Annotated in this window: 22 protein-coding genes and 1 pseudogene; 9 read left to right on the top strand and 14 right to left on the bottom strand. The window is 66.5% G+C overall.

From position 1 onward, the window contains the following. Positions 1-9: 9 nt before the first annotated feature. The 8 genes from eda to LRP66_RS06525 form a co-directional block, all read right to left on the bottom strand. Positions 10-615, bottom strand: a complete 606-nt coding sequence (eda, locus tag LRP66_RS06560; protein WP_230481713.1) for a bifunctional 4-hydroxy-2-oxoglutarate aldolase/2-dehydro-3-deoxy-phosphogluconate aldolase — start codon at positions 613-615, stop codon at positions 10-12. Beyond that, positions 612-1,577: a glucokinase gene (glk, locus tag LRP66_RS06555; protein ID WP_230481712.1), complete on the bottom strand. Its 966-nt coding sequence runs from the start codon at positions 1,575-1,577 to the stop codon at positions 612-614. The genes eda and glk overlap by 4 nt, the downstream gene beginning before the upstream one ends. A gap of 20 nt (positions 1,578-1,597) precedes the next feature. After that, positions 1,598-3,415, bottom strand: a complete 1,818-nt coding sequence (gene edd / locus LRP66_RS06550) for a phosphogluconate dehydratase (protein ID WP_230481711.1) — start codon at positions 3,413-3,415, stop codon at positions 1,598-1,600. Continuing rightward, the gene (gene pgl / locus LRP66_RS06545; protein WP_230481710.1) at positions 3,412-4,122 is read right to left on the bottom strand and encodes a 6-phosphogluconolactonase; all 711 of its coding nucleotides are present in this window, start codon (positions 4,120-4,122) and stop codon (positions 3,412-3,414) included. Before pgl ends, edd begins: the two co-directional genes overlap by 4 nt. A 100-nt stretch (positions 4,123-4,222) precedes the next feature. After that, positions 4,223-5,686 carry a glucose-6-phosphate dehydrogenase gene (zwf, locus tag LRP66_RS06540; RefSeq protein ID WP_230481709.1) on the bottom strand — a complete coding sequence of 488 codons (1,464 nt, stop codon included), beginning with the start codon at positions 5,684-5,686 and terminating at the stop codon, positions 4,223-4,225. A gap of 9 nt (positions 5,687-5,695) precedes the next feature. Continuing rightward, positions 5,696-6,622 (bottom strand): N-acetyl-gamma-glutamyl-phosphate reductase, encoded by a 927-nt coding sequence (argC, locus tag LRP66_RS06535; RefSeq protein ID WP_230481708.1) that lies wholly within the window; start codon positions 6,620-6,622, stop codon positions 5,696-5,698. Then, positions 6,619-6,903, bottom strand: coding sequence for an SH3 domain-containing protein (locus LRP66_RS06530; protein WP_230481707.1), 285 nt, complete (start codon positions 6,901-6,903; stop codon positions 6,619-6,621). The genes argC and LRP66_RS06530 overlap by 4 nt, the downstream gene beginning before the upstream one ends. 25 nt (positions 6,904-6,928) lie before the next feature. After that, positions 6,929-7,249, bottom strand: coding sequence for a MarR family transcriptional regulator (locus LRP66_RS06525; RefSeq protein WP_175311482.1), 321 nt, complete (start codon positions 7,247-7,249; stop codon positions 6,929-6,931). A gap of 388 nt (positions 7,250-7,637) precedes the next feature. Here LRP66_RS06525 and secG point away from each other — a divergent pair, with 388 nt between their 5' ends. Further along, positions 7,638-8,012, top strand: coding sequence for a preprotein translocase subunit SecG (secG, locus tag LRP66_RS06520; protein WP_230481706.1), 375 nt, complete (start codon positions 7,638-7,640; stop codon positions 8,010-8,012). A 106-nt stretch (positions 8,013-8,118) separates the two neighbouring features. Next, entirely contained in the window at positions 8,119-9,768 is a 1,650-nt protein-coding gene (locus LRP66_RS06515) for a CTP synthase (RefSeq protein WP_230481705.1), read from the top strand. A 389-nt stretch (positions 9,769-10,157) separates the two neighbouring features. Here LRP66_RS06515 and LRP66_RS06510 read toward each other — a convergent pair whose 3' ends face one another. Further along, a complete protein-coding gene (locus LRP66_RS06510) occupies positions 10,158-10,634 on the bottom strand; it encodes an Hsp20 family protein (protein WP_230481704.1) in 477 nt (158 codons plus the stop codon). 244 nt (positions 10,635-10,878) lie between these two features. On the opposite strand from LRP66_RS06510, the gene LRP66_RS06505 reads away from it, so the two are divergent. The 5 genes from LRP66_RS06505 (at position 10,879) to LRP66_RS06485 (ending at position 17,024) form a co-directional block, all read left to right on the top strand. Next, positions 10,879-13,335, top strand: coding sequence for a TonB-dependent receptor (locus LRP66_RS06505; RefSeq protein ID WP_230481703.1), 2,457 nt, complete (start codon positions 10,879-10,881; stop codon positions 13,333-13,335). A 630-nt stretch (positions 13,336-13,965) separates the two neighbouring features. Further along, positions 13,966-15,216: a lipoprotein-releasing ABC transporter permease subunit gene (locus tag LRP66_RS06500; RefSeq protein ID WP_230481702.1), complete on the top strand. Its 1,251-nt coding sequence runs from the start codon at positions 13,966-13,968 to the stop codon at positions 15,214-15,216. Then, positions 15,209-15,958, top strand: a complete 750-nt coding sequence (locus LRP66_RS06495) for an ABC transporter ATP-binding protein (RefSeq protein WP_230481701.1) — start codon at positions 15,209-15,211, stop codon at positions 15,956-15,958. Before LRP66_RS06500 ends, LRP66_RS06495 begins: the two co-directional genes overlap by 8 nt. Next, positions 15,955-16,548, top strand: a complete 594-nt coding sequence (locus tag LRP66_RS06490) for a GNAT family N-acetyltransferase (RefSeq protein WP_230481700.1) — start codon at positions 15,955-15,957, stop codon at positions 16,546-16,548. Before LRP66_RS06495 ends, LRP66_RS06490 begins: the two co-directional genes overlap by 4 nt. Continuing rightward, positions 16,545-17,024: a glutathione peroxidase gene (locus LRP66_RS06485; RefSeq protein ID WP_268992438.1), complete on the top strand. Its 480-nt coding sequence runs from the start codon at positions 16,545-16,547 to the stop codon at positions 17,022-17,024. Before LRP66_RS06490 ends, LRP66_RS06485 begins: the two co-directional genes overlap by 4 nt. A 38-nt stretch (positions 17,025-17,062) precedes the next feature. Here LRP66_RS06485 and LRP66_RS06480 read toward each other — a convergent pair whose 3' ends face one another. Next, positions 17,063-17,629 (bottom strand): HdeD family acid-resistance protein, encoded by a 567-nt coding sequence (locus tag LRP66_RS06480; protein ID WP_230481699.1) that lies wholly within the window; start codon positions 17,627-17,629, stop codon positions 17,063-17,065. Between the two features lie 147 nt (positions 17,630-17,776). Between LRP66_RS06480 and dnaE the strand changes: the two genes are divergently transcribed. Beyond that, positions 17,777-21,220 (top strand): DNA polymerase III subunit alpha, encoded by a 3,444-nt coding sequence (dnaE, locus tag LRP66_RS06475; RefSeq protein WP_443026667.1) that lies wholly within the window; start codon positions 17,777-17,779, stop codon positions 21,218-21,220. Between the two features lie 53 nt (positions 21,221-21,273). Here dnaE and LRP66_RS06470 read toward each other — a convergent pair whose 3' ends face one another. The 3 genes and pseudogenes from LRP66_RS06470 to LRP66_RS06460 all read right to left on the bottom strand — a co-directional run. Continuing rightward, entirely contained in the window at positions 21,274-21,420 is a 147-nt protein-coding gene (locus tag LRP66_RS06470; protein WP_230481697.1) for a hypothetical protein, read from the bottom strand. A 49-nt stretch (positions 21,421-21,469) separates the two neighbouring features. Further along, positions 21,470-22,537: a PA0069 family radical SAM protein gene (locus LRP66_RS06465; protein WP_230481696.1), complete on the bottom strand. Its 1,068-nt coding sequence runs from the start codon at positions 22,535-22,537 to the stop codon at positions 21,470-21,472. A 476-nt stretch (positions 22,538-23,013) separates the two neighbouring features. Continuing rightward, positions 23,014-23,244 (bottom strand): annotated as a pseudogene (locus LRP66_RS06460) (PA0069 family radical SAM protein); the annotation flags it as partial. An 87-nt stretch (positions 23,245-23,331) separates the two neighbouring features. On the opposite strand from LRP66_RS06460, the gene LRP66_RS06455 reads away from it, so the two are divergent. Beyond that, positions 23,332-23,664, top strand: a complete 333-nt coding sequence (locus tag LRP66_RS06455; RefSeq protein WP_230481695.1) for a VOC family protein — start codon at positions 23,332-23,334, stop codon at positions 23,662-23,664. On the opposite strand, the gene moaB is transcribed toward LRP66_RS06455, so the two are convergent. Continuing rightward, positions 23,665-24,192 carry a molybdenum cofactor biosynthesis protein B gene (moaB, locus tag LRP66_RS06450; RefSeq protein WP_230481694.1) on the bottom strand — a complete coding sequence of 176 codons (528 nt, stop codon included), beginning with the start codon at positions 24,190-24,192 and terminating at the stop codon, positions 23,665-23,667. Positions 24,193-24,207 lie beyond the last annotated feature (15 nt).

Raw genomic sequence — 24,207 nt, 5'->3', positions numbered from 1 at the left:
CCGGACCTATCAGCCCCGCAGCGCCGATGCCGCGCGCGCCTTGGCCTCGACGTCCGCCATCGAGCCGCCCGTCACCCAGCTTCCGCCGACGCAGAGCACGCGGTCGAAGGCGAGCCAGTCGGGCGCGCTCGCCTCGGTGATCCCGCCCGTCGGGCAGAAGCGGGCCTGAAAGAACGGGGCGGCCAGCGCCTTCAGCGCCTTCAGCCCGCCGCTCGTCTCGGCGGGGAAGAACTTGAAGTGGGTCAGGCCCAGGTCCAGTCCGCGCATGATGTCGCCCGCATTGGCGATGCCCGGCAGATAGGGGATGCCGCTGTCGATCACCGCCGTGCCGAGGCGATCGGTCAGGCCCGGCGAGACGATGAACTCGGCCCCGGCGTCCGCCACGTCGCGCAGCTGCTTCTCGTTGACCACGGTCCCCGCCCCGACGATCGCACCGGGGACCTTCTTCATCTCGGCCATCGCCTCCAGCGCGGCGGGGGTGCGCAGCGTCACCTCCAGCACCTTCAGGCCGCCCGCGACCAGCGCTTCGGCCAGCGGCCTGGCGGTGGCGGCGTCGTCGATGACCAGCACGGGGATGACCGCGCTGGTGCGCATGATGGTGGCGATGTCGGTCATGAATGCTCCTGAGCGAAGGCCGCGGCCGCTCCGAACAGGCCGGGCTGGGGATGGGTGATGAGCTTGACGGGGATGCGCGCCATCAGCGACTGGAAACGCCCCTTGGCGACGAAGCGCTGATCGAAGCCCGAACGCAGCAGCTTGTCCTTGATCCGGTAGCCCAGGCCACCGGCGATCACGACGGTCTTTGCCCCCTGCGCCAGCGCGAAGTCGCCCGCGACCGCGCCCAGCGCCAGGCAGAACCGATCGAGCGCGGCGAGCGCGATCGAATCGGTCCCCTCCAGTGCCTCGGTCCAGATTTCGCGATCGTCGCGGCTGGGCACCGCGCGGCCTTCGAGCGAGGCGAGCGTCTCGTAGATGGCGACGATGCCGGGGCCCGAACAGATCCGCTCGCACGACACGCGGGTGTAGGTCCGGCGCAGGCGCTTGAGGATCGCATCCTCGATCCCGTCGAGCGGGGCATAGTCCATATGCCCGCCCTCGGTCTCGATCACATGATAGCGATCGGGGGTCAGCAGCACCTGTGCGACGCCAAGACCCGTGCCCGGACCGCAGACGGTGACGACGCCGTGCGAAGGCATCGGCTCTTCCGGACCGCAGATGTGGAGGAAATCGGCCTCGGGCACCTGCGCGACGGCATGACCGACCGCGCCGAAGTCGTTGATGACGGTGTAGACATCGGCACCCAGCCGCTCGGGGATCAGCGAGGGGCGGATGACCCAGGGATTGTTGGTCATGCGGATCACGTCGCCGGTGATCGGCGAGGCGATGGCGAGCGATGCCGCCTTGGGCAGCGGACGGCCCAGATGCGCCCCGAACGCCTGCCACGCGGTCTGGAGCGAGGCGTGTTCGGCGGTCTTCTGCGTACACGGCTCGCCCAGCTTCACCACGCGGCCATTCTCGACCTCGGCGATCGCGAAGCGCGCATGGGTGCCCCCGATGTCGACGGCAACGATTTCCATGTTATCCTCCCCCTTGAAACTTACAGGTCCGCACCGGCGAGAATGGGCGAAGCGCCCTGCTCGGCCTCGTCGGCGGCCTGACGGAACAGCGCGAACAGCTCGCGTCCCATGCCCTGAACCGGCGCGGGCGTCGCGGCGCGTTCGCGCGAGGCCCACTCCGCCGGATCGACCAGCGCGTCGAGCGTGCCCGCCACCGCATCGAGCCGGACGATGTCGCCATCGCGGATCAGGCCGATCGCGCCACCGCCGATCGCTTCGGGGCTGAGGTGGATGGCGCAGGGCACCTTGCCGCTCGCCCCCGACATGCGGCCATCGGTCACCAGCGCCACCTTGAAACCCCGGTTCTGGAGCACGCCCAGCGGCGGGGTCAGCTTGTGCAGCTCGGGCATGCCGTTGGCCTTGGGCCCCTGGAAGCGGACCACGACGACCACGTCGCGCTCCAGCTCGCCGGCCTTGAAGGCGGCCTGGACCTCCGACTGATCGGAGAAGACGCGCGCGGGTGCTTCGATGACCCAGCGTTCGCGCTCGACCGCCGACACCTTGATGCAGGCGCGGCCCAGATTGCCCGACAGGATGCGCATCCCGCCATCCGCCGAAAAGGGCGCGGCCGCCGGGCGAAGGATGGTCTCGTCACCGCTGTCGCCGACCGGCTTCCAGGCGAGCTTGTCGTCGGCGATCACCGCCGTCTGGCCGTAATCCGACAGATCCTTGCCCGCCACCGTCAGGATGTCGCGGTGGAGCAGACCCGCCGACAGCAGTTCGCGGATGACATAGGGCATACCGCCCGCCGCCTCGAACCCGTTCACGTCCGCCGAGCCGTTGGGATAGACCCGCGCGATCAGCGGCACGGCGGCCGACAGGCGGTCCATATCCTCCCAGTCGATGATGATCCCCGCCGCCCGCGCGATGGCGGGCAGGTGGATCAGGTGATTGGTCGAGCCGCCGGTCGCGAGCAGGCCGACCGCCGCGTTGACGATCGCCTTTTCATCGACGCAGCGCCCCAACGGGCGATAGTCCTCGCCCCGCTGGCCGATCGCGGCGAGCCGGTGGACGGCGGCGCGGCTGAGTTCCTGGCGCAGCTTCGTGCCCGGATTGACGAAGGCGGCGCCCGGCATGTGCAGGCCCATCACCTCCATCATCATCTGGTTGGTGTTGGCGGTGCCGTAGAAGGTGCAGGTGCCCTTGCTGTGATAGGCGGCGATCTCGGCGTCGAGCAGTTCCTCGCGCCCCGCCTTGCCCTCGGCAAAGGCCTCGCGCACGGCGGCCTTCTGCTTGTTGGGCAGGCCGGTCGGCATCGGGCCGCCGGGGACCAGGATCATCGGCAGGTGACCGAAGCGCAACGCGCCCATCAGCAGGCCCGGCACGATCTTGTCGCAGATGCCGAGCAGCGCCGCACCCTCGAACGTGCCGTGGGAGAGCGCCACGGCGGTGGACAGCGCGATGGTGTCGCGGCTGAACAGCGACAGCTCCATGCCCGCATAGCCCTGCGTCACGCCGTCGCACATGGCGGGCACGCCGCCCGCTACCTGCGCCGTCGCGCCGACCTCGCGTGCCCAGACCTTCATCAGTTCGGGATAGCGGTAATAGACGGCATGCGCCGACAGCATGTCGTTATAGGCGGACACGATGCCGATATTCATGCCGCGGTCCGCCTTCATGGCGTCGCGATCCTCCTCGGTCCCGGCATAGGCATGGGCGAGATTCGCGCAGCCCAGATTGGGGCGGCGCACCGCCGTCTCGGCTTCGCGTTCGATCAGGTCGAGATAGGCCCGACGACCCGGCCGCGATCGTTCGATGATCCGGTCGGTGACGGCAGAGACGGCGGCGTTGAGGCTCATTGCTCGCTCCAGTGGATGTCGATCGGCAGTTCGACGTCGGCCAGCACGCGACCGATCGGATAGGGCGACGACGCCCCCTCCCTGATCGCGTCCTCCAGCACCTTCTTCTTCGCGGGGCCCGAGATGGCGATCATGATCGACCGGGCCGAGACGATCCCGGCGCGGCTCAGCGTGACGCGCGCGACCGGCGCTTCGGGGGGGAGGGGATCGGGCATCACGCCCAGCGCGCGGCGTTCCTTGGGACCGTTGAGAGCCTCGTCATAATCGGGGCCGGGGAAGATCGACGCGGTATGCCCATCGCCGCCCATGCCAAGCAGGACGAGGTCGAGCGGCCAGTGAAGATCCTGCATCAGCGCATCGGCCGATCGGCCGGCGGCCTTATAGTCCCCGGTCGCCTGCGGCACGATCGGCATGACCCGCGCACCCTTGGGCAGGAAGATCTTGCCGATCATCGTGATGTTGGACAGCGGATCGCCCAGCGGCACGACGCGCTCGTCGGCGGGGACGATGGTCACGCGCTTCCAGTCGAGCTTGGCCTTGGCCAGCTTTTCATAGACCGGGATCGGCGTCTTGCCGCCCGACAGCGCGATCACCGCCGCGCCGCGCGCCTCGATCGCGCTCTCGATGATGAACTGGATGTCGCCCGCCAGCGCGTCCGCCATTTCGGTGGTGTCTTCATAGTCCCACCATTCGATTTCGTCGGTCATCTCACTCACGTCCTAATGTATCTGGGCAAGGCCGATCCGCCGCGTCGCGGGCGGCGGATCATAGCCTGCCGGTCATCGCGCGCCATCCGGCACGCGGCGGTCAGTCGTCCTGCCAGTGGACTCCGTCACGCTCGGTCAGCGCGATCGCGGCGGACGGGCCCCAGCTACCGCTGGGATAGGTCTTGGGCTTGACGTCGTTGGCGTCCCATCCGGCGCGGATCGCGTCGACCCAGGTCCACTGCGCCTCCACCTCGTCACGACGGACGAACAGCGTCTGGTCACCCTCGATCAGGTCGAGCAGCAACCGCTCATAGGCGATGCGACGACGCGTCCCGGCGAACTCGGCGTCCAGCGACAGGTTCAGCGGCACCTCGCGCAGGCGGATGCCCTCACGGTCCAGACCAGGCTCCTTCGCCATCACGAGAAGCTGGATATACTCCTCGGGCTGCAGGCGGATGACCAGCGTGTTGGGTTGAAGCAGCCCGCCGCGCCCCGCGAACATCGAATGGGGCACGGGCTTGAACTGGATCGCGATCTCGGAACGCCGCGCGGCCATGCGCTTGCCGGTCCGCAGGTAGAAGGGCACGCCCTGCCAGCGCCAGTTGTCGACATGCGCCTTGATCGCGACGAAGGTCTCGGTCTTGGACGGCTTGCCCAGCTCGTTGGCATAAGAGCCGACGATCTTCCCGCCGACCGCGCCGTCGGCATATTGGCCGGTGACGGTGTTGTTGGGCACTTCCTCGGGCGTCATCAGGCGGAGCGAGCGGAAGACCTTGGCCTTCTCGTCGCGGATCGCGGTGCCGTCATAGCGGGCGGGCGGCTCCATCGCGACGAGCGCGAGAAGCTGCAGGATATGGTTCTGCACCATGTCGCGCAGCGCGCCCGCACCCTCGTAATAGCCCGCGCGATCCTCCAGCCCGACCGTCTCGGCGATGGTGATCTGGACATTGTCGATGCCGTGCGCGTTCCAGATCGGCTCGAAGAAGAAATTGCCGAAGCGCAGCGCCAGAATGTTCTGGACGGTTTCCTTGCCCAGATAATGGTCGATGCGGAACGTCCGCTCCTCGGGGAAGCCATAGGCGACCGCGTCGTTGATCTCCTTGGACGAGGCGAGGTCATAGCCGAGCGGCTTCTCCAGGCCGATCCGCACCGTGTCGCCCGCCAGCCCGACCGATTCGAGGCCCTTGATCGTCGACTCGAACAGGCTGGGCGCCGTCGACAGATAGATGGCGAGGCCGTTCGACACGTCGCCGACCTTTTCGGCCAGCGCCGGGAAGCCTTCGATCGACGACGCATCGAGCGATTGGTACTGCAATCGATTTAGGAAGCTGGCGATCGTGTCGCGGTCTTTCCGGTCATCGGGCAGGAAGGTGTCGAGCGCGTGCGCCGCGAATTCGCGGAAGCTGGCATCGTCGTGATCCGACCGGGCGGTGCCGGTGATCGTCAACCCCTCCGGCAACAGGCCATCGGAGTGAAGATTGAACAGCGACGGCAGCAGCATCCGCTGCGACAGGTCGCCGGTCGCGCCGAACAGCAGCAGCTTGCCAACGGGATTGCGCGTCATGACGTCTCCTTAGAGCACGAGGCCAGCGGTCGGATCGAGCCCGGCCATGATGTTCAGATTCTGCACCGCCGCACCGCCGGCTCCCTTGCCCAGATTGTCCAGCGTCGCGATCAGTCGAGCCTGACCCGTGGCCGCATTGCCGCAGACGCGCAAGGTCATCCGGTCGGATCCGGCATTTTCCTCGATATTCACCGCCGCGATCTCGCCGGGCGCGACCGTTACGACGCGGCTGTCGGCATAGGCCTGGGCCAGGATATCGGCGACCGCGTCGACCGACGGCCGACCGGGCAGGGCGTAGAGGGGCAGGGGCACTTCGACGACCATGCCGCGATAGGTGTCCACCACGGCGGGCGCGAAGATCGGCGCGTGGCTCAGGCCCGAATGGCGCTGCATCTCGGGTGAATGCTTGTGCGCCAGCGAGAGGCCATAGGGACGGAAGGCGCGCTCGGTCGCACTCTCATACTCGGCGATCATCGCCTTGCCGCCCCCCGAATAGCCTGAGGCGGCGTTGACCGACACCGGCCAGTCCGCCGGAATCATGCCCGCACGCACCAGCGGCCGGACAAGGGCCAGAAAGCCGGTCGGGTAGCAGCCGGGATTGGAGACGAAGCGGGCGACGGCGATCCGGTCCTGCTGCTCCGGATCGAGCTCGGCGAAACCATAGGTCCAGCCATCGGCGGTGCGGTGCGCGGTCGAGGCGTCGACCACGCGCGTCCGGTCGTTCGCGATCAGCGACACCGCCTCGCGCGCGGCATCGTCGGGCAGGCAGAGGGTCACGAAATCGGCGTCGTTGATCGCCTCGGCCCGTGCGCGCGCATCCTTGCGGCGATCATCGGGCAGGGTCAGGATCGACAGGTCGGCGCGTCCCGCCAGCCGGTCGGCGATCTCCAGGCCGGTGGTCCCGGCACCGCCATCGATGAACACCGTCTTCGTCACTGCAGCAACTCCAGCACGCTCGCGTCGCAATAGCCGACCAGCCCCATATCGGGCGCGATGCCCCAGGCGTGGCCGCCAGCGACCTCCAACACCTCGAACGTCTCGCCCGGCGCCAGTTCGGCAAGGACGACGCTGTCGGTCGCCCGCTGCTCGCGCAGCGTCACCGGCGCATTGGTCCTATAGGGCAGGGCAGCGGCATAATGCGGTGCGAATACGTATTCGGCGAGCCGGACATCGGCCAGATCGGGCCGGACCGCATGGGTCCGAGGGTCGAGACTCACCGTCCGCCCCTGGAGCGCGAAGCTCTTACGCGCTGGCCCGTTGGAGGCCGGGGGCGTCGCCGGCGCCGATGAAATGTCCGAATTCTTCAAGAAAGTCCGCCCCTTCAGGTGTCCTGGCGACAAAGATGTTACGCTTGTCGCTATCATCGCGTTGGCGGCGCAGATAGCCCAGCGTTCCTAGTCTATTCAAGGCGCGGGTGACGACGGGTTTCGAGACGTTCAAAGCGCGCGCCAAACCGCGCACCGTATGCGGCCCCGGCCGCAGGTAGACGACGAGCAGCAGCGCCATCTGCCTGTTGGTCAGATCGGGCTCGCCCGAACGGACATAATCGACCAGGGCGCTCATCCAGGCCAACAGCGACTGTGCTTCGTGTGGGTGCGACACGGGTGGCGATTCCAATGGCTGAGCCGGGCTTTGCCGGGCGTTGTTTCGTAGTCATAACGCCCTTTATCGGTGAGGGTTTCCACTCATGTTCCACCGAAGCGAACAAGATGGATCAAGGCTTTTCCGCCTCTATTCCTTCCTGTCGCCAGATCGGGCGGGGACTGCACCCGTCACGGCGTGGTCGAGGGGCAGGGGTGCTGGCCCTCCACCACTCGCCCACGCGAGCGGTCCCCCTCCCCGAGCAAAGCTCAGGGAGGAACAGGGGATATCCCCCGCATGGTTGATCCTGCCACCCGTGTCGCCTATGTGCGCGGTTTCGCACACCCTCCATCGGGATCACACGCGCCTCATGTTCGCATTTCTGCTCGTCATCCACGCTCTCATCGCCGCGACCCTGGTCACGGTGATCCTCATGCAGAAGTCGGAAGGCGGCGGTCTGGGCATGGGCGGCAGCCCGTCGGGGCTGATGTCGGCGCGCGGCGCGGCGGATTTCCTCAGCCGGGCGACCGCGGTGCTGGCGACGGCGTTCGTCGGCTTCTCGATCCTTCTGGCGGTGATGGCCGCAACGCGCAGCGCGCCCGCGATCGACACCTCGCTGGCCCGCACGCCCGCGACTCAGGCGCCGATCACCCAGCCCGCACCCGCGCCGGTCCCGACCGGTAGCGCGGCGGCGCCCGCGAACACCCAGCCTGCCGACAATTCGGCGGTCCCGCTCGCGCGCTAAATCCTGATTTCATCGCAGCTTAGGCAAACGCGCCGCCGCAAATCGTCGGCGGCGCGCATCTTTGCTGTTGTCGTATCCACCCCATCCAAGCTAGGCGATTCTTCCCATGGCGCGGTATATCTTCATCACCGGCGGCGTGGTTTCGTCGCTCGGCAAAGGCCTCATGGCGGCCTCTCTTGCGGCTCTTTTGCAGGCACGCGGCTACCGCGTGCGCATCCGCAAGTTCGATCCCTATCTCAACGTCGATCCGGGCACGATGAGCCCGTATCAGCATGGCGAGGTCTACGTCACCGATGACGGGGCCGAGACCGATCTGGACCTCGGGCATTACGAACGCTTCACCGGCGTGGCCTCGCGCCAGTCGGACAACGTCACCTCGGGCCGTATCTACAAGACCATCATCGAGCGTGAGCGGCGCGGCGATTACCTGGGCGCGACCGTCCAGGTGATCCCGCACGTGACCGACGCGATCAAGGCGTTCGCGCGGGCCGACACGGTGGACGAGAATGGCGAGGATCTCGATTTCGTCCTGTGCGAGATCGGCGGCACCGTCGGCGACATCGAGTCGCTGCCCTTCATCGAGGCGATCCGTCAGCTCAAGAACGAGCTGGGGCGCGGCAAATCGATCAGCATCCACGTCACCCTGGTGCCCTATATCGCGGCGGCGGGCGAGCTGAAGACCAAGCCGACCCAGCATTCGGTGCGCGAGATCGCCGCGCTCGGCGTCGCGCCCGATGTGCTGGTCTGCCGCTGCGAGCATCCGCTGCCCGCGTCGGACCGGGCCAAGATCGGCCTGTTCTGCAACGTCCCCCCCTCGGCGGTCATCCCGGCGCTCGATGCCAAGAGCATCTACGCGGTGCCGCTGCAATATCATGCCGAGGGCCTCGATTCGGAAGTGCTGCGCGCGTTCGGGATCGAGCCCGAGGGCGCACCCGATCTGTCGCGCTGGACCGAAATCGTCGACCGGCTCGTCAATCCGGAGGGCGAGGTCACGATCGGCGTGGTCGGCAAATATGTCGGCCTCCAGGACGCGTACAAGTCGCTCAACGAGGCGCTGGTGCATGGCGGTATCGCCAACAAGGTGAAGGTCCATATCCGCTGGATCGACGCCGAGCTGTTCGAGGGCGACGAGAGCGAGATCGCGCAGCAGCTCGAACCCTGCCACGCCATCCTCGTCCCCGGCGCGTTCGGCGAGCGCGGCGCGCAGGGCAAGATCGAGGCGGTCCGCTTCGCGCGCGAACGGCGCGTTCCCTATTTCGGCATCTGCTTCGGGATGCAGATGGCCTGCGTCGAGGGTGCGCGGCACCTGGCGGGGATCGCGGACGCGTCCTCGACCGAATTCGGTCCGACCTCGGAGCCGGTCGTCGGCCTGATCACCGAGTGGATGGGCCGCGACGGCCTGGAAAAGCGCGAGGCGAGCGGCGACCTGGGCGGCACGATGCGGCTTGGCGCCTATCCGGCGAAGCTGGCGGGCAACAGCGTCGTCGGCTCGATCTATGGCTCGGAAGACATTTCGGAGCGCCACCGCCACCGCTACGAGGTCAACACCGCCTATAAGGACGCGCTCGAACAGGGCGGCCTGGTGTTCAGCGGCATGTCGCCCGACGGCACGCTGCCGGAGATCGTCGAGCGGCCGGATCATCCCTGGTTCGTCGGCGTGCAGTTCCACCCGGAACTGAAGTCCAAGCCCTTCGACCCGCATCCGCTCTTCGCCAGCTTCGTCGAAGCGGCGGTGAAGCAGAGCCGGTTGGTCTGATCTCGGAACCCCGCTCCCGGTTGATGGGGGCGGGGTTTTGCTTTTGCCGTTCGGCCTCAGCGAAGTCGGAGGCTGGGCGAGGGATGGCGAGACGTCGGCTTCGACGGCGCTCAGCCGGAACGGGGCATGGTGATCCCGGTCCTCCCTGAGCTTTGCTCGGGGAGGGGGACCATCGCGCCCGCGATGGTGGAGGGGCAAGGACGTACCGGCCAAGCCCCTCCACCACGCCCTGCGGGCGCGGTCCCCCTGCCCAGGCGAGACTGGGGAGGAATGGCTCCTCCTCGGTTCGCTCGGCCTGAACGGACCTGGGCGTTCAAAACAAAGGGCGCCCGGACCCGTCGGTCCGGACGCCCCGCGACGTCTTCAGGGAGGGTAAGACGTCGAGCCTGTTACGCCGCCTTGGCCTCGTCGGCCGCGTCGGCGTGATGCTCCACCGCGGCGAGCGGCTGGCCCGTCTTGATCGCGATCGTCTTGGGCTTCATCGCCTCGGGCACCTCGCGGACGAGGTCGATGACGAGCAGGCCGTCGTTCAGCCGCGCATCCTCGACGAACACGAAGTCCGCCAGTTCGAAGCGCCGCTCGAACGAGCGATTGGCGATGCCGACATGCAGGAAGTTGGGCGAGCCCGCCTTGTCATCCTTCTTGCCGGTGACGAGCAGCATGTTCTGCTGCGCGGTGATCTCGATCTCGTCACGCGCGAAACCGGCCACCGCCAGGGTGATGCGATACCGGTCATCGGCCAGACGCTCGAGATTGAAGGGGGGATAATTCTCCGCCGAAGCAGCCCGCGAATTGGCCTCCAGCAGATCGAACAGCCGGTCGAAGCCGATGGTCGAACGGCGGTACGGGGTCAGATCGATACGCATGTCAAAACCTCCAGTCGAAGCGAATTGAAACGGGATCGGCCGCGTCGCCCCGGCGCGGGGCGGCCCGACCATCCGTGCGGCCCGGAACCGGCACCGCACGCGAACCCATATGGTTCGACGGAATTGGCGTTCAAGGGCCTTTGCGGATCGAAAAGCAAATCTTGCCGCGCCCCAAGCCATGGCTGACTTGAAACCCTACTAAAACGATGTGTGAATGGGAGATGAAATCAAAAGGGGAGCTTCCATGTCCTTCACCCTGGCCCTGATCCTGGCCGCCCAGAGCAGCGCGCCCCAGGCGGCTCCGCCCGGCGATCCACAGGACACGTCGGTCGTCACCGCGCCCACGACCGAGGGGCGGCGAGACGAGGGCCGGTTGGGCACCGCGCAGCAGGGCGGCGGCGATGTCGTCGTCACCGCGCGCCGCCGCGCCGAGACGATCCAGAGCGTCCCCATCGCGATGTCGGTGATCGGCGGCACCGCGCTGGCCGAGACGGGGACGTACAATGTCAACCGGCTGACCCAGATCCAGCCGACGCTGCAATTCTATTCGACCAACCCGCGTAATTCGGCGGCGAATATCCGCGGGCTCGGCGCGCCGTTCGGGCTGACCAATGACGGGATCGAGCAGGGCGTCGGCATCTATGTCGATCAGGTCTATTACAGCCGCATCGCCTCGGCGACGTTCGACTTCACCGATACCGAGCGGATCGAGGTGCTGCGCGGTCCGCAGGGCACGCTCTATGGCAAGAACACCACGGCGGGGGCGATCAACATCATCACCCGCCCGCCCAGCTTCACGCCGGAAGCGCGGGTCGAGCTGAGCGCGGGCAATTACGACTTCTTCCAGGCAAAGGCCTCGGTTTCGGGACCGCTGGTCGACGACAAGGTCGCGGTACGGCTGTCGACCTCGATCACGTCGCGGCGTGGCACCATCTGGAACACGCGGCAGGACGAGTGGCAGAACGGCCAGGACAATCTGTCGCTGCGCAGCCAGTTCCTGTGGCACGCCACCCCCACCCTCGACCTGACCCTGTCGGGCGATTATGCGCGCCAGAACCCCAATTGCTGCGTCCAATATTATGCGCGGGTCGGCGCGACGCAGCGGCCGCTCAACCGGCAATATGCGGCGCTGGCGGCGGCGCAGGGCTATAGCGTGCCCTCGACCGATGCCTTCGACCGGGTGACCGATGTCGATACCGATCTGCGGGCCAAGCAGGAATTGGGCGGCCTGTCGCTGGTCGCCAATTGGGATGTCGGCGACGCGACCCTGACCAGCGTCTCGGCCTGGCGCTTCTGGCACTGGGATCCGTCCAACGACCGCGACTTTATCGGCCTGCCGATCACCACCGTCTCGGCGAACCCGTCGCAGCAGACCCAGGTGACCCAGGAACTGCGCATCGCGTCCAACGGCAAGCGGACCCTCGACTACGTGCTGGGCGCGTTCTACTTCTGGCAGTCGATCGACACCCAGGGCCTGCAGGTCCAGGGTCCGGCGGCGAGCGCGTTCCTGCTCAATCCCACCAGTGCGGCGGGGCGCAATCCCGCGACGCTCAACGGGCTGACCGCGCGCAACACGATCGGCTTCACCAACACGTCGGCGGCGCTGTTCGGCAAGCTGACCTGGCATGTCGACGATCGCCTGTCGGTGTCGCCGGGACTGCGGCTCAACTATGATCGCAAGGACGGATCCTATCTCTCGATCGTGACCAACGGCGCGGGGTCGACCAACCTGACCAGCGACCAGCGCGGGGTGCTGGCACCGCAGAACTACTCGCCGTCCTTCACCAACTGGAACCTGTCGGGCGACCTGACCATCGCCTATGCGTTCAATCCGAACGTCCATTATTATGCGACCTATGCGCGCAGCTATAAGTCCGGCGGCATCAACCTGTCGGGCCTGCCGCTCGATGCGCAGAACAATCCGATCCTCGCGACGCAGACGGTGAAGCCGGAAAAGGTCAATCACTTCGAGCTGGGGCTCAAGACCCAGTTCGCCGACCGCCGCGCGACGGTGAATATCGCGGGCTTCTGGACCGAGATCGGCGACTATCAGGCCACAGTGAACAATCTCCAGGTCAACGTCCTGCGCGGTTATCTCGCCAATGCCGGGCGGGTCAGGACGCGCGGGATCGAGATCGATTCGGCCTTCCGCCCGACACAGCGGTTCAACGTCTATGCCAACGCCGCATTCACCGACGCGCGCTACACCCGTTTCACCAATGCGCCGTGCCCGCCCGAATTGGCGGGCGGCACCGCGCTGCCCGTGGTGAACGGCCAGATCGTGGGCACCCCGGCACCGGCGGGAACGCCGGGCAACTCGCTGCCCTATTGCGATATCTCGGGCCAGTGGCTGCCGGGCGTGTCGCGCTGGGCCTTCTCCTACGGCGCGGAATATGACCTGCCCGCGACCGTGGCGGGGACGGAGGGGCAATTCTACCTCGGCTATGACGGCAGCTATCGGTCCAAATTCTCGTCCAACCCGTCGCGTTCGGCCTATACCGACATCAACGGATACAGCCTGTCCAATGTCCGTGCTGGGTTCAAGGCACCGGGGAGCTGGAACGCGTTCGTCTGGGTCCGCAACCTGTTCGACCACGACTATTACGAGCTGCTCGCGACGCAGTCGGGGTCGACCGGGCTGATCGTCGGCCAGCCGGGCGATCCGCGAACCTATGGGTTCACCATCTCCAAGTCGTTCTGACGCCGGGGCCTGCCCCTCCACCACCGGGCCGACGCCCGGCGGTCCCCCTCCCCAAGCTTGCTTGGGGAGGGGGGCGCTCGCGTAAGCGAGTGGTGGAGGGGTATGCCGCCCTCCGACGAATCGCAGGATTCGTCCACATTCGGTTCATCTTGGTCTGCTAAGACAGAGGTCCCGTGAACGGGCGCCGGGCCGGCATCTGGGGACGGAGTCTGGAAGCTCCCCGTTTCCCACGCCGGTTCCGGCGGCTTTTCCCAAGCGTGGAGCGATCGTCGTTGGTGCCGGAATGACAAACGCCCGGACCGTTTCCGATCCGGGCGCCTGCGTGACGATCGCTCGTCAGCCCCCTTTTCCCGCTCCCGCATCAACCTCGTTGGGTGAGCGTTGGAGCAATCCCCGAACCACGGCCGTTGCTGCCTGTGTCTCAGTAAGAGTGTGTTACGGCAGGGGGGGCGGGCTTGTCATCCCTCTTGCGGCATCCGCGCTACGATTGGCGCGGTTGTGTGGCGCCCGCGCAACAATGTCCGGAGTCGCCGGTTTTACCGAGCCGGCGGGGCGCGGCATTGCCAGCACCCGGCCGCGCTCCTACAGCCTGACGGCATTTCGCTTTCTTCATGGATCGATCGGACCTCAATGATCCTGTCTCGTTACGAACGGTTGATCGCGCGGCGCTATCTGCTGCCGGGCAAGGGGGAGGCGTTCATCTTCCTCGTCGCCTCGATCAGCCTGGTCGCGGTGATGCTCGGCGTCGCCGCGCTGGTCATCGTCATGAGCGTGATGAACGGTTTCAGGGCCGAACTGTTCGACAAGATCGTCGGGCTGAACGGCCATGCGGTGGTGCAGGGGGTCGGTGGCCGTCTGCCCGACTGGCGCGACATCGTCCGCGACGCCCGCGCGACGCCGGGCGTGACCAGCGCGGTGCCGATGATCGAGCAGCCGCTGATGTCCAGCTACAACGGCCGGGTCGAGGCGGTGCTGGTCCGCGGGATGCGCGTCGCGGATATCCGCGGCAACTCCGCGATCCGCTCCAAGATCGTGATGGGCGACCTGAACAGCATCACACCGGGCAGCGGCCGGATCGCGATCGGCAGCCGCCTGGCCGAGGCGCTGGGCGCGACCGTCGGCTCCGAGATTTCGCTGATCAGCCCGCAGGGACAGACGACGCCCTTCGGCACGGTTCCGCGTATCGTCAGCTACCGGGTCGGCGCGATCTTCGAGATCGGCGTGTACGACTATGACAAGGCCTATATCATCATGCCGATCGAGGATGCGCAGACGCTGCTCCTGATGGGCGACGCGGTCGGGATGATCGAGGTTCAGACGGTCGATGCCGACCGGGTCGGACAGATACTCGCGCCCCTGGCCGACAAGCTGGGCGGACGCGCGGTGATCGCCGACTGGCGGACGATGAACGCGCAATTGTTCGAGGCGCTGGCGGTCGAGCGCGTGGCGATGTTCACCGTGCTGTCGATCATCATCCTGGTCGCGGTGTTCAACATCCTCTCCTCGCTGATCATGCTGGTCCGCGCCAAGACGCGCGATATCGCCATCCTCAGGACGATGGGCGCGACGCGCGGCGGCCTGATGCGCATCTTCATGACCGTCGGCACGACGATCGGCGCGCTCGGCACGGTCGCGGGACTGGCGTTGGGCGCGGTGTTCCTCTTCTATCGCCAGGGCGTGGTGAACTTCGTCCAGTTCGTGACGGGACAGAATTTGTGGGATCCCTCGATCCGTTATCTCACCGAATTGCCGTCCAAGACCGATCCCGTCGAAGTCATCGTGATCGCGTCGATGGCGCTCGTCTTCTCCTTCCTCGCCACGCTCTACCCCGCCTGGAAGGCGGCGAGCACGGACCCGGTTCAGGTGCTGCGCTATGAATGATCCGATCATCCGCATGGGCACGGCGGTTCAGCCTCTTACTGGCCAGCCTGTTACCGGCCAGCCCCGTACCGCCCAGCCGGTACTGGAGACGCGCGACCTGTCGCGCAGCTTCACCCGGGGCGGCCAGACGATCGAGGTGCTGCGCGGCGTCGACCTGGCGGTCGCGCCCGGAGAGATCGTCGCGCTGCTCGGCCCGTCCGGGTCGGGCAAGTCGACGCTGTTGCAGGCGGTCGGCCTGCTGGAGGGCGGTTTCTCCGGATCGATCCGGATCGCGGGCGAAGAGGTGTCGAAGCTCGACTCGCATGGCCGCACGATCGCGCGGCGCGACTATCTGGGCTTCGTCTACCAGTTCCATCACCTGCTGCCTGACTTCAACGCGATCGAGAATGTCGTCTTGCCGCAACTGGTGCAGGGCAAGCTGCCCGCCGCCGCCGATGAGCGCGCCAGGGGATTGCTGACCGCGCTCGGCCTGGGGCATCGCCTGACGCATCGCCCCAGCCAGTTGTCCGGCGGCGAGCAGCAGCGCGTCGCGGTGGCGCGCGCGCTGGCCAACCAGCCGCCACTCGTCCTTGCCGACGAGCCCACCGGCAATCTCGATGAGCACACCTCGGAGGTCGTGCTGGCCGAATTCCTGCGGCTGGTGCGGGGCGAAGGCTCGGCGGCGTTGGTCGCCACCCATAACGAGCGGCTGGCGCAGAAGATGGACCGCGTCGTCCGGCTGCACGAGGGACGCCTGCAATGACCGCCTGGACCGAGACGCCCACGCTGACCGGTCGCCATGTCACGCTTCGCCCCTTTGCCGAGGACGACCTCCCCGCGCTGGTCGAGGCGGCACGCGAGGGCGATCTGTGGGATATCTTCTACGCCAATGTGTCGATGATGAAGACGCCCGAACGCTGGCTGGCGGCGGCGTTGAAGGAACGCGACGTCGGGCGTGCGCTGCTGTTCACGGTCGAGACGCCCGACGGTGGCGTGGTGGGCACGACCCGCTATATGCGGATGGCGCCGTCGCATCGTCGGCTGGAGATCGGCGGCACCTTCTACGCGACCCGCGTCCAGCGGACGGGCGTGAATACCGAGGCGAAGCGGATGCTGCTCGCTTATGCCTTTGAGGTCATGGGTTGCCAGGCCATCCAGATCCGCACCGACTCGCTCAACAAGCGAAGCCAGGCGGCGATCGAGCGGCTCGGGGCCAGGAAGGACGGTGTGCTGCGCGGGCATCAGGTGATGGCCGACGGCCGGATCCGCGACAGCGTGGTCTATTCGATCGTCGACCGCGAATGGCCGGGCGTTCGTGCCAATCTCGACTATCTTCTGGAGAAGCGCCGATGAGCGGTATCGCGGATTTCACCGTCAGGGCGGCGGACGGGCGGGTGGTCGATATGTCGACCTTTGCCGGACGCGTGCTGCTGATCGTCAACACCGCCTCCAAATGCGGCTTCACCCCGCAATATGAGGGGCTGGAGGCGCTGCATCGTCGCTATGAGGGCCGGGGGCTGACGGTCATCGGCTTTCCCTGCAACCAGTTCGGCGGACAGGAGCCGGGGGACGCGGACGAGATCGCCAATTTCTGTACGCTGACCTATGACGTGACCTTCCCGGTCATGGCGAAGGTCGATGTGAACGGTGACGATGCCGATCCGCTGTTCCGATGGCTGAAGGCGGAGGCGCCGGGGCTATTGGGGACCAGGGCGATCAAGTGGAACTTCACCAAGTTCCTGGTCGACCGGGCCGGGCAGGTCGTGGGCCGCTACGCTCCGACGACCAAGCCCGAGGATTTGGCGAACGATATCGAGGGGCTGTTGTAAGCTTCACCTCGCGGGGGGCGAAGCCCAGGAACGACCACTCACATCGAAAACGCGCTCGCACCCTTTTTGTGGTCCAGCGCGGAGGCGATCGAAATCACCCCGCCGAACAGGAAGCTGAGCCCCAGGATATAGCCCGGCAAGGTCATCGCGCTCCACGGCAGTGTCGCCAGCACGAACACGGCGAGCAGGATGTTGAGCACCCCCAACCCGATCATCCAGCCGCGCCGCCGCCGCATCCGGGTGCCGAGCCCGATCTCCAGCACGCCGCGCAGGATCAGCCAGGCGGCGACGAGCAGCGTGATCGAGATCGCTCCGGTGGCGGGCTCGAACGCCATGACCAGCCCGATGACGAGCGAGACGATGCCGAAGCCGATGGCGTAGCCCCGCCCCTCATGCCCCTTGCCGAAAAGCCCCGCGCCGATCGACACGATCCCGGTCGCGATGAAGAACGCACCGATGACCAGCGTCGCGGCGAAGGTGGCGGGCACGGGGAACACAAATGCGGCGAGGCCGAGCAGCGCCGAGAACACGCCGTAAGCCAGGATCCAACCCCAACCCGCACCGGGGCGGGCGGCGGTCGCATAGGAACGGTCGGTGTCGGTCATCATCATATCCCGGATTGGACGGATCCTTCTGATGCCGTAACGGATCGTCCGACGCGGGGTTCCGTGCTGGTCGAATCAGACGGGTTGGGCTAGGGAGTCGGGATGCATTCCGGATATGTGCCGCTCCGCATCTTTTCCTCCTTCACGATGCTCGACGGCGCGATCGATCCCAAGGCGATCGCGGCGCAGGCCAAGGCGAACGGCTTTCCCGCCGCCGGGCTGACCGACCGCAACGGCCTTTACGCCGCGATGGCGTTCTCGGACGCCGCGAAGAAGGCGGGGGTGCAACCGATCATCGGCACGATGCTGGGCGTCGCGCGGCCCGACATGCCCGAAAACGTCGGGGCCGTCGTCGACTGGATCGCGCTCTATGCGCAGGACATGACCGGCTATGACAATCTGTGTGCGCTCGTCTCGGCGGCGCATCTGGAACGGCCGATCGAGCTTGCCGCGCATGTCGGCTTCGACGTGCTGGAGACGTTCAGCACGGGTCTGATCGCGCTGACCGCTGGCGGCGAGGGCGGCATCGCACGGCTCTTCGCGGAAGGACAGCCCGACCGCGCCAACGCCTATGCCGACCGGCTCCAGGCGATCTTCGGCGACCGGCTCTATGTCGAGCTGGCGCGCCGCGACGACGCGATCGAGATGGCGGCCGAGCAGGACCTGATCGACCTGGCCTATGATCGCGACCTGCCCCTGGTCGCGACCAATCCCTGCTGTTTCGCCGATAGCGGTTTCCGCGACGCGCACGACGCCATGCTGTGCATCGCCAATTCGACCTATGTCGAAATGGACGACCGCCCGAAAAGCTGCCCCGAGGCGTGGCTCAAGCCCGCGGAGATGATGAAGCAGCTCTTCGCCGATTTGCCCGAGGCGATCGAGAACACGCTGGTCGTGGCGCAGCGCTGCGCGGTGATGGCGCCGTGGCGCAAGCCGATCCTGCCCAGCCTGGCGGGCGACCGCGAGGGCGAGGCGGCGATGCTTCGCCGCGACGCAACCGCCGGACTGAACGCGCGGCTCGACCGCATCGCCGAGCTGGAGGGGGAGGGCGAATCCGGCTGGCGCGAAGCCTATCACGAACGGCTGACGTTCGAGGTCGACATCATCATCCAGATGGGCTTTCCCGGATATTTCCTGATCGTCGCCGACTTCATCAAATGGGCCAAGGATCACGACATCCCCGTCGGCCCGGGCCGTGGTTCGGGCGCGGGCTCGGTCGTCGCCTGGGCGTTGACGATCACCGACCTCGATCCCTTGAAGCTGGGTCTGCTGTTCGAGCGCTTCCTGAACCCCGAGCGCGTGTCGATGCCCGACTTCGACATCGACTTTTGCGAAACGCGGCGTGGCGAGGTCATCCGCTACGTCCAGGAGAAGTACGGCCGCGATCAGGTCGCGCAGATCATCACCTTCGGTAAGCTCAAGGCCCGCGCGGTATTGAAGGATACCGGCCGCGTCCTCCAGATGAGCTATGGGCAGGTCGACCGGCTGGCGAAGCTGGTGCCCAACCACCCGACTGACCCGTGGGACCTGAAGCGCGCGCTCAACGGCGTTCCGGAGTTGGCGAAGGAATATGCCAACGACAATCAGGTCCGCCGCCTGCTCGACCTCGCAACCAAGCTGGAGGGGTTGCCGCGCCATTCGTCGACCCACGCCGCCGGTGTGGTGATCGGCGACCGGCCGCTGGCGCAACTGGTGCCGCTCTACCGCGATCCGCGCTCGGACATGCCGGTCACGCAGTTCGACATGAAGTTCGTCGAGGGCGCGGGGCTGGTGAAGTTCGACTTCCTCGGTCTGAAAACCCTGTCGGTGCTGCAAAAGGCGGTGCAATTGCTCGCCAAGCGGGGTGTCGTGGTCGATCTCGGGGCGCTCGCCTGGGATGACGAGGCGACCTACGCCCTGCTCCAGAAGGGCGATACGGTCGGCGTGTTCCAGCTGGAATCGGAGGGGATGCGGCGCACCCTGTCCGCCGTTCGTCCGTCGAACTTCGGCGACATCATTGCACTCGTGTCGCTCTATCGGCCGGGCCCGATGGATAACATCCCCAGCTTCGGCCGCCGCAAGCAGGGCACGGAGGAGATCGTCTACCCGCATCCCCTGCTCGAACAGATATTGTCCGAGACCTATGGCATCTTCGTCTATCAGGAACAGGTGATGCAGGCCGCCCAGATCCTGGCGGGCTATTCGCTGGGCGGCGCCGATCTCCTCCGTCGCGCGATGGGCAAGAAGGTGAAGGCGGAAATGGACGCGCAGCGCGCCATTTTCGTCAAGGGCTGCCAGGAGGTGAACGGCATCCCCGCGCAAAAGGCGAACGAGCTGTTCGACTTGATCGACAAGTTCGCCGGCTATGGCTTCAACAAGAGCCACGCCGCCGCCTATGCGCTGCTCGCCTATCAGACGGCGTGGCTGAAGGCGCATCATCCGCACGAATTCTACGCCGCGTCGATGTGCTACGACATGGCGCTGACCGACAAGCTGGCGATCTTCGTCGACGATGCGCGGCGCATGGGCGTGACGATGCTGCCGCCCTGCATCAACGCCAGCCAGGCCGAGTTCGATGTCGATCCGCATGAGGATGGGCTGGCGGTGCGCTATGCGCTGGGCGCGCTCAAGTCGGTGGGCGAAGGGGCGATGGAGAAGCTGGTCGCCGAGCGCGAGGCAGGTGGCCCGTTCGGCTCGCTCGATGCGCTGGCCAAGCGGGTCGATCCCCGTCTCATGAACAAGCGGCAGCTGGAGACCCTCGCGTCGGCGGGGGCGTTCGACGGCATCGAGCCGAACCGGGCGGGCGTCCATGCGGTGGCCGAAACCATCCTCGCCATCGCCGCGCGAACCCATGAGGGGCGGACCAGCGGGCAGGGCGGTCTGTTCGGCGAGACCGAGGTGGCGGGCGACGCCATCAAGCTGCCGTCCGGTGCCCGCTGGACCCTGTCGCAGCGGATGGAGCAGGAGAAGGAGGCGTTCGGCTTCTATTTCTCGGCGCATCCGGTCGACCGCCATGCCCATATCGCCAGGATGCACGGCGCGCGGACCTATACCTCGCTGACCGACCTGGTCATTCCCGACGATGGCGCGCGGATCGGCGCGACCATGGCGGCGCTGGTCGAGGATGCGCGCTGGCGGACGTCCGCGCGGGGCAAACGCTATATGATGGCGCAACTGTCGGACGCGACGGGGCAGTTCCTCGCGACCTGTTTCGACGATTCGGTCGCCGCCGACCTGGAAAAGGCGGCGAAAGAAGGCGACTGCGCGCTGATCACCGTCGAGCTGGATCGCCGCCCCGGAGAGGAAGCGCCGCGGGTCAGCATCAAGCGCGTGCAACCGTTCGATGGCCTGGCCAGCACCGCCAAGTTCGTGGTCGAGGTGACGGTGACCGACAGCATCGCGTTCAAGGCGCTACACGCGATGCTCGATCCGCTGCGCAACGGACGCGGCGAGGTGCGGGCGCGGATCGAGGGACCGGACGGCGACACGCTGCTGACGCTCGGGCGCAACTTCCTGCTCGACGCCGAATTGGCCAGCCATATCGAGGACTTGCCCGGCGTGAGAGCCGTGGAGATGAAGTCGTCGGAGGCGCGGCTGGCGTTGGTCGGCTGATCCCCGCGCCAAACTGCCCCGGCTAACGCCGGGGCGGTCCATACCGAAGCCGGTCAGCCGCCGACTTCGCGACGATCCTGCTCTTCCCCTTCAGCGTCCGCGCCAGCGTCGCCGTGATTGCCATAGCCTGCGCCCGAGCTGTCGGCTTCGTCCTCGTCGGGGATCTGGTCGGGCTGGGTAGGCTCGGGATTGCTGGTCATCGTCTCTCTCCTTCACGCCGCTCAACGCATTGGCGAGCCGCGACGATCCTCAGAACAGCTCGCCCTGCGGGCCTTTGGGCGGGCGGAAAAGGCTGGTATCGAGCGGGGGCCGGTCGCGATTGAGTCCGTGCAGGCGACAGGCACGATGAAAGCGGACGCGCAGCAGGTCCGCCCACGGCCCCTGGCCCTTCATCCGATCGAAGAAATTGGGATCATTGTCGCGTCCACCACGCATGCTCCGGATGATCGCCATCACCTTGCCCGCCCGGTCGGGGAAATGCTCGTCCAGCCAGGCGCGGAATAGCGGTGCGACCTCGTGCGGCAGGCGGACGGGAATGAAGAAGGCATGGCGGGCACCCGCCCGCGCGGCGCGCTCGACCAGATGCTCGATCTCGTGATCGGTGATCGCGGGGATGACCGGGGCGATCGAGACATAGGTGGGAATACCCGCCTCGGACAGCCTGGTCACCGCCGCCAGCCGCCGCCCGGGCGTCGGTGCGCGGGGCTCGATCGTCCGCGCGATCCGGGCATCGAGCGAGGTGACCGAAAGGCAGACCGTCGCCAGCCCCTTCGCCGCCATCGGGCCGAGAATGTCGAGATCGCGCACCACCCGGTCCGACTTGGTGGTGATCGCGACGGGATGATCGGTTTCCGCGAGCAGCTCGAGGATCGCGCGGGTGATCCGCCATTCGGCCTCGATCGGCTGATAGGGATCGGTGTTGGTCCCCAGCGCGATCGGCGCGACGCGGTAGCCCGGCTTCGCCAGTTCGGCGCGAAGCAAGCGGGCGGCGTCGGGCTTGGCGAACAACCGGCTTTCGAAGTCCAGCCCCGGCGACAGGTCATGATAGGCATGGCTCGGTCGCGCAAAGCAATAGATGCAGCCATGCTCGCAGCCTCCATATCCATTAATGGATTGGGTAAACGGCACGTCCGGTGACGTGTTGCGCGTAATGATCGTCTTCGGCTTCAGCGTACTGACCGTGGTCCGCAGCTTGAGTGGCTCGCCATCCACCATCGACTGCGCGTCCAGCCAGTCACCGTCGATCTCTCGCTCGGGCAGGTTGAACCGCTTGCTCGTTGCGTTCTGCGTGGCGCCTCGACCAACGGCCTTCACCATGCAAATACCATTGCACTGGTTGACGGCACCGATAAGCTGTCAGCATGTGGTCGATCTTCGCGCTCGTTGTGGCAACTGCCGTTCCTCGGACCGAAGCCGGTATCACTCATAAGAGTGTGGCTTACGGTCAGAGGCAGCTCTTGATTTGCGATTGGTTCTCGAATTTCGAGAACAGTCGGTTCGATCGTTGCCGCGCGAAAGATGGTAAGCTCGTTGCCATTGAGGATGGAGCCTCGATCGAATGCCTTGGGCAGAGCTGCAAGCAGCTTGACGCGCAAGCTAGGCGAGTGGCCAACTGGAAAAAGGCTGAACCAGTGTGGGGTGAATTTAGCGTCCGGCTCTATGGTCGCGTAAGTGCTCAACAGCGCGCAAAGCGATACCTTGGCGATGGCACCCGCACGGTTCTGATCGAAAAACTCGTCAGTGTTCGAAAGCGATAGAGCGGCCTCAAACTCGCACGTAACCGTGTGGGGCTGCTCGCAACCCGCATAGGCGTTGATCGACTGGCTGAACGGCACATCGGGCGAGGTATTGCGGGTGATGATCGTCCGCGGCGTGATGACGGTCACGCTGGTTTTGAGGGACGGCGGCGCGCCATCGACCAGGGCTTGCGCGTCGAGCCAGTCCCCGTCCGTCTCGCGCTCGGGCAGATGGAAGCGTGTGCTCGTCCTGTTGCCGGTCGCGCCCCGGCCGGTCGCCTTCACCATGACGAGATCGATGTGAAACGGTCGCGCTTGCTCATGGCCGCAAACTATGCCAGCTATCAGAACATAGCAAGAACGAGAGGGGCGACTATGGCGCGATTCGAATATATGGAGCTGCCGGTCAGCGATAGGGGCGAGGCCAAACGCTTCTACGCGCAGGCTTTCGGCTGGACCTTCACCGATTTCGGTCCCGACTATGCGGCGACGCTCAGCGGGGATACCGATCTCGGGCTCGACGCCTCGCCGGACAAGGTGAAGGCGCCCTTGCCGGTCATCCGGGTCGAGGATCTGGAGGCGACGCTGGCGGCGGTCGAGGCGGCGGGCGGAACGATCGTGGTGCCGATCTTCGCCTTTCCCGGTGGACGGCGCTTTCACTTTCGCGATGTCGACGGCCACGAACTGGCCGCGATGCAGCCCGGCTGATCAGTGCTCGAGCAGGCGGGGCATCAGTTCGACGAAGTTGCACGGGCGATGGCGGCTGTCGAGCTGGTCGCGCAAGATGCCGTGCCAGGCATCCTTGACCGCGCCCGTCGAGCCCGGCAGCGCGAAGATATAGGTGCCCCGCGCGACACAGGCACAGGCGCGCGACTGGATGGTCGAGGTGCCGATCGTCTGAAAGCTGAGCCAGCGGAAGAGCTCGCCAAAGCCGGGGATCATCTTGGTCGCGACACGCTCGACCGCTTCGGGCGTGACGTCGCGACCCGTGACGCCGGTGCCGCCGGTGGTCAGCACGCAGTCGATGCTGTCGTCGTCGATCCAGCGGTGGAGCTGCGCGACGATATGGTCGGCATCGTCCCGCAGGATCGTCCGCTCGGCGAGTTCATGCCCCGCCTCGGCCAGCAAGCCGATCAACGTATCGCCCGAACGGTCCTCGGCGAGCGAGCGTGTGTCGGAGACGGTCAGTACCGCGATGCGGACCGGGATGAAGGGGCGGGTCGTGTCTATCGGCATGGGGGCCTAACGTCT

Source organism: Sphingomonas sp. Leaf21, from assembly GCF_916858675.1.
In the GTDB taxonomy this organism is placed as follows: domain Bacteria; phylum Pseudomonadota; class Alphaproteobacteria; order Sphingomonadales; family Sphingomonadaceae; genus Sphingomonas.
This window is presented reverse-complemented; position numbering and strand designations above follow the sequence as displayed.

Excerpts from the sequence above, each read along its gene's own strand:
- eda (WP_230481713.1), bottom strand. The coding sequence starts at position 615 with ATGACCGACATCGCCACCATCATGCGCACCAGCGCGGTCATCCCCGTG.
- glk (WP_230481712.1), bottom strand. The coding sequence starts at position 1,577 with ATGGAAATCGTTGCCGTCGACATCGGGGGCACCCATGCGCGCTTCGCG.
- edd (WP_230481711.1), bottom strand. The coding sequence starts at position 3,415 with ATGAGCCTCAACGCCGCCGTCTCTGCCGTCACCGACCGGATCATCGAA.
- pgl (WP_230481710.1), bottom strand. The coding sequence starts at position 4,122 with ATGACCGACGAAATCGAATGGTGGGACTATGAAGACACCACCGAAATG.
- zwf (WP_230481709.1), bottom strand. The coding sequence starts at position 5,686 with ATGACGCGCAATCCCGTTGGCAAGCTGCTGCTGTTCGGCGCGACCGGC.
- LRP66_RS06525 (WP_175311482.1), bottom strand. The coding sequence starts at position 7,249 with ATGAGCGCCCTGGTCGATTATGTCCGTTCGGGCGAGCCCGATCTGACC.
- secG (WP_230481706.1), top strand. The coding sequence starts at position 7,638 with ATGTTCGCATTTCTGCTCGTCATCCACGCTCTCATCGCCGCGACCCTG.
- LRP66_RS06515 (WP_230481705.1), top strand. The coding sequence starts at position 8,119 with ATGGCGCGGTATATCTTCATCACCGGCGGCGTGGTTTCGTCGCTCGGC.
- LRP66_RS06510 (WP_230481704.1), bottom strand. The coding sequence starts at position 10,634 with ATGCGTATCGATCTGACCCCGTACCGCCGTTCGACCATCGGCTTCGAC.
- LRP66_RS06505 (WP_230481703.1), top strand. The coding sequence starts at position 10,879 with ATGTCCTTCACCCTGGCCCTGATCCTGGCCGCCCAGAGCAGCGCGCCC.
- LRP66_RS06500 (WP_230481702.1), top strand. The coding sequence starts at position 13,966 with ATGATCCTGTCTCGTTACGAACGGTTGATCGCGCGGCGCTATCTGCTG.
- LRP66_RS06495 (WP_230481701.1), top strand. The coding sequence starts at position 15,209 with ATGAATGATCCGATCATCCGCATGGGCACGGCGGTTCAGCCTCTTACT.
- LRP66_RS06490 (WP_230481700.1), top strand. The coding sequence starts at position 15,955 with ATGACCGCCTGGACCGAGACGCCCACGCTGACCGGTCGCCATGTCACG.
- LRP66_RS06485 (WP_268992438.1), top strand. The coding sequence starts at position 16,545 with ATGAGCGGTATCGCGGATTTCACCGTCAGGGCGGCGGACGGGCGGGTG.
- LRP66_RS06480 (WP_230481699.1), bottom strand. The coding sequence starts at position 17,629 with ATGACCGACACCGACCGTTCCTATGCGACCGCCGCCCGCCCCGGTGCG.
- dnaE (WP_443026667.1), top strand. The coding sequence starts at position 17,777 with ATGCTCGACGGCGCGATCGATCCCAAGGCGATCGCGGCGCAGGCCAAG.
- LRP66_RS06470 (WP_230481697.1), bottom strand. The coding sequence starts at position 21,420 with ATGACCAGCAATCCCGAGCCTACCCAGCCCGACCAGATCCCCGACGAG.
- LRP66_RS06465 (WP_230481696.1), bottom strand. The coding sequence starts at position 22,537 with ATGGTGAAGGCCGTTGGTCGAGGCGCCACGCAGAACGCAACGAGCAAG.
- LRP66_RS06455 (WP_230481695.1), top strand. The coding sequence starts at position 23,332 with ATGGCGCGATTCGAATATATGGAGCTGCCGGTCAGCGATAGGGGCGAG.
- moaB (WP_230481694.1), bottom strand. The coding sequence starts at position 24,192 with ATGCCGATAGACACGACCCGCCCCTTCATCCCGGTCCGCATCGCGGTA.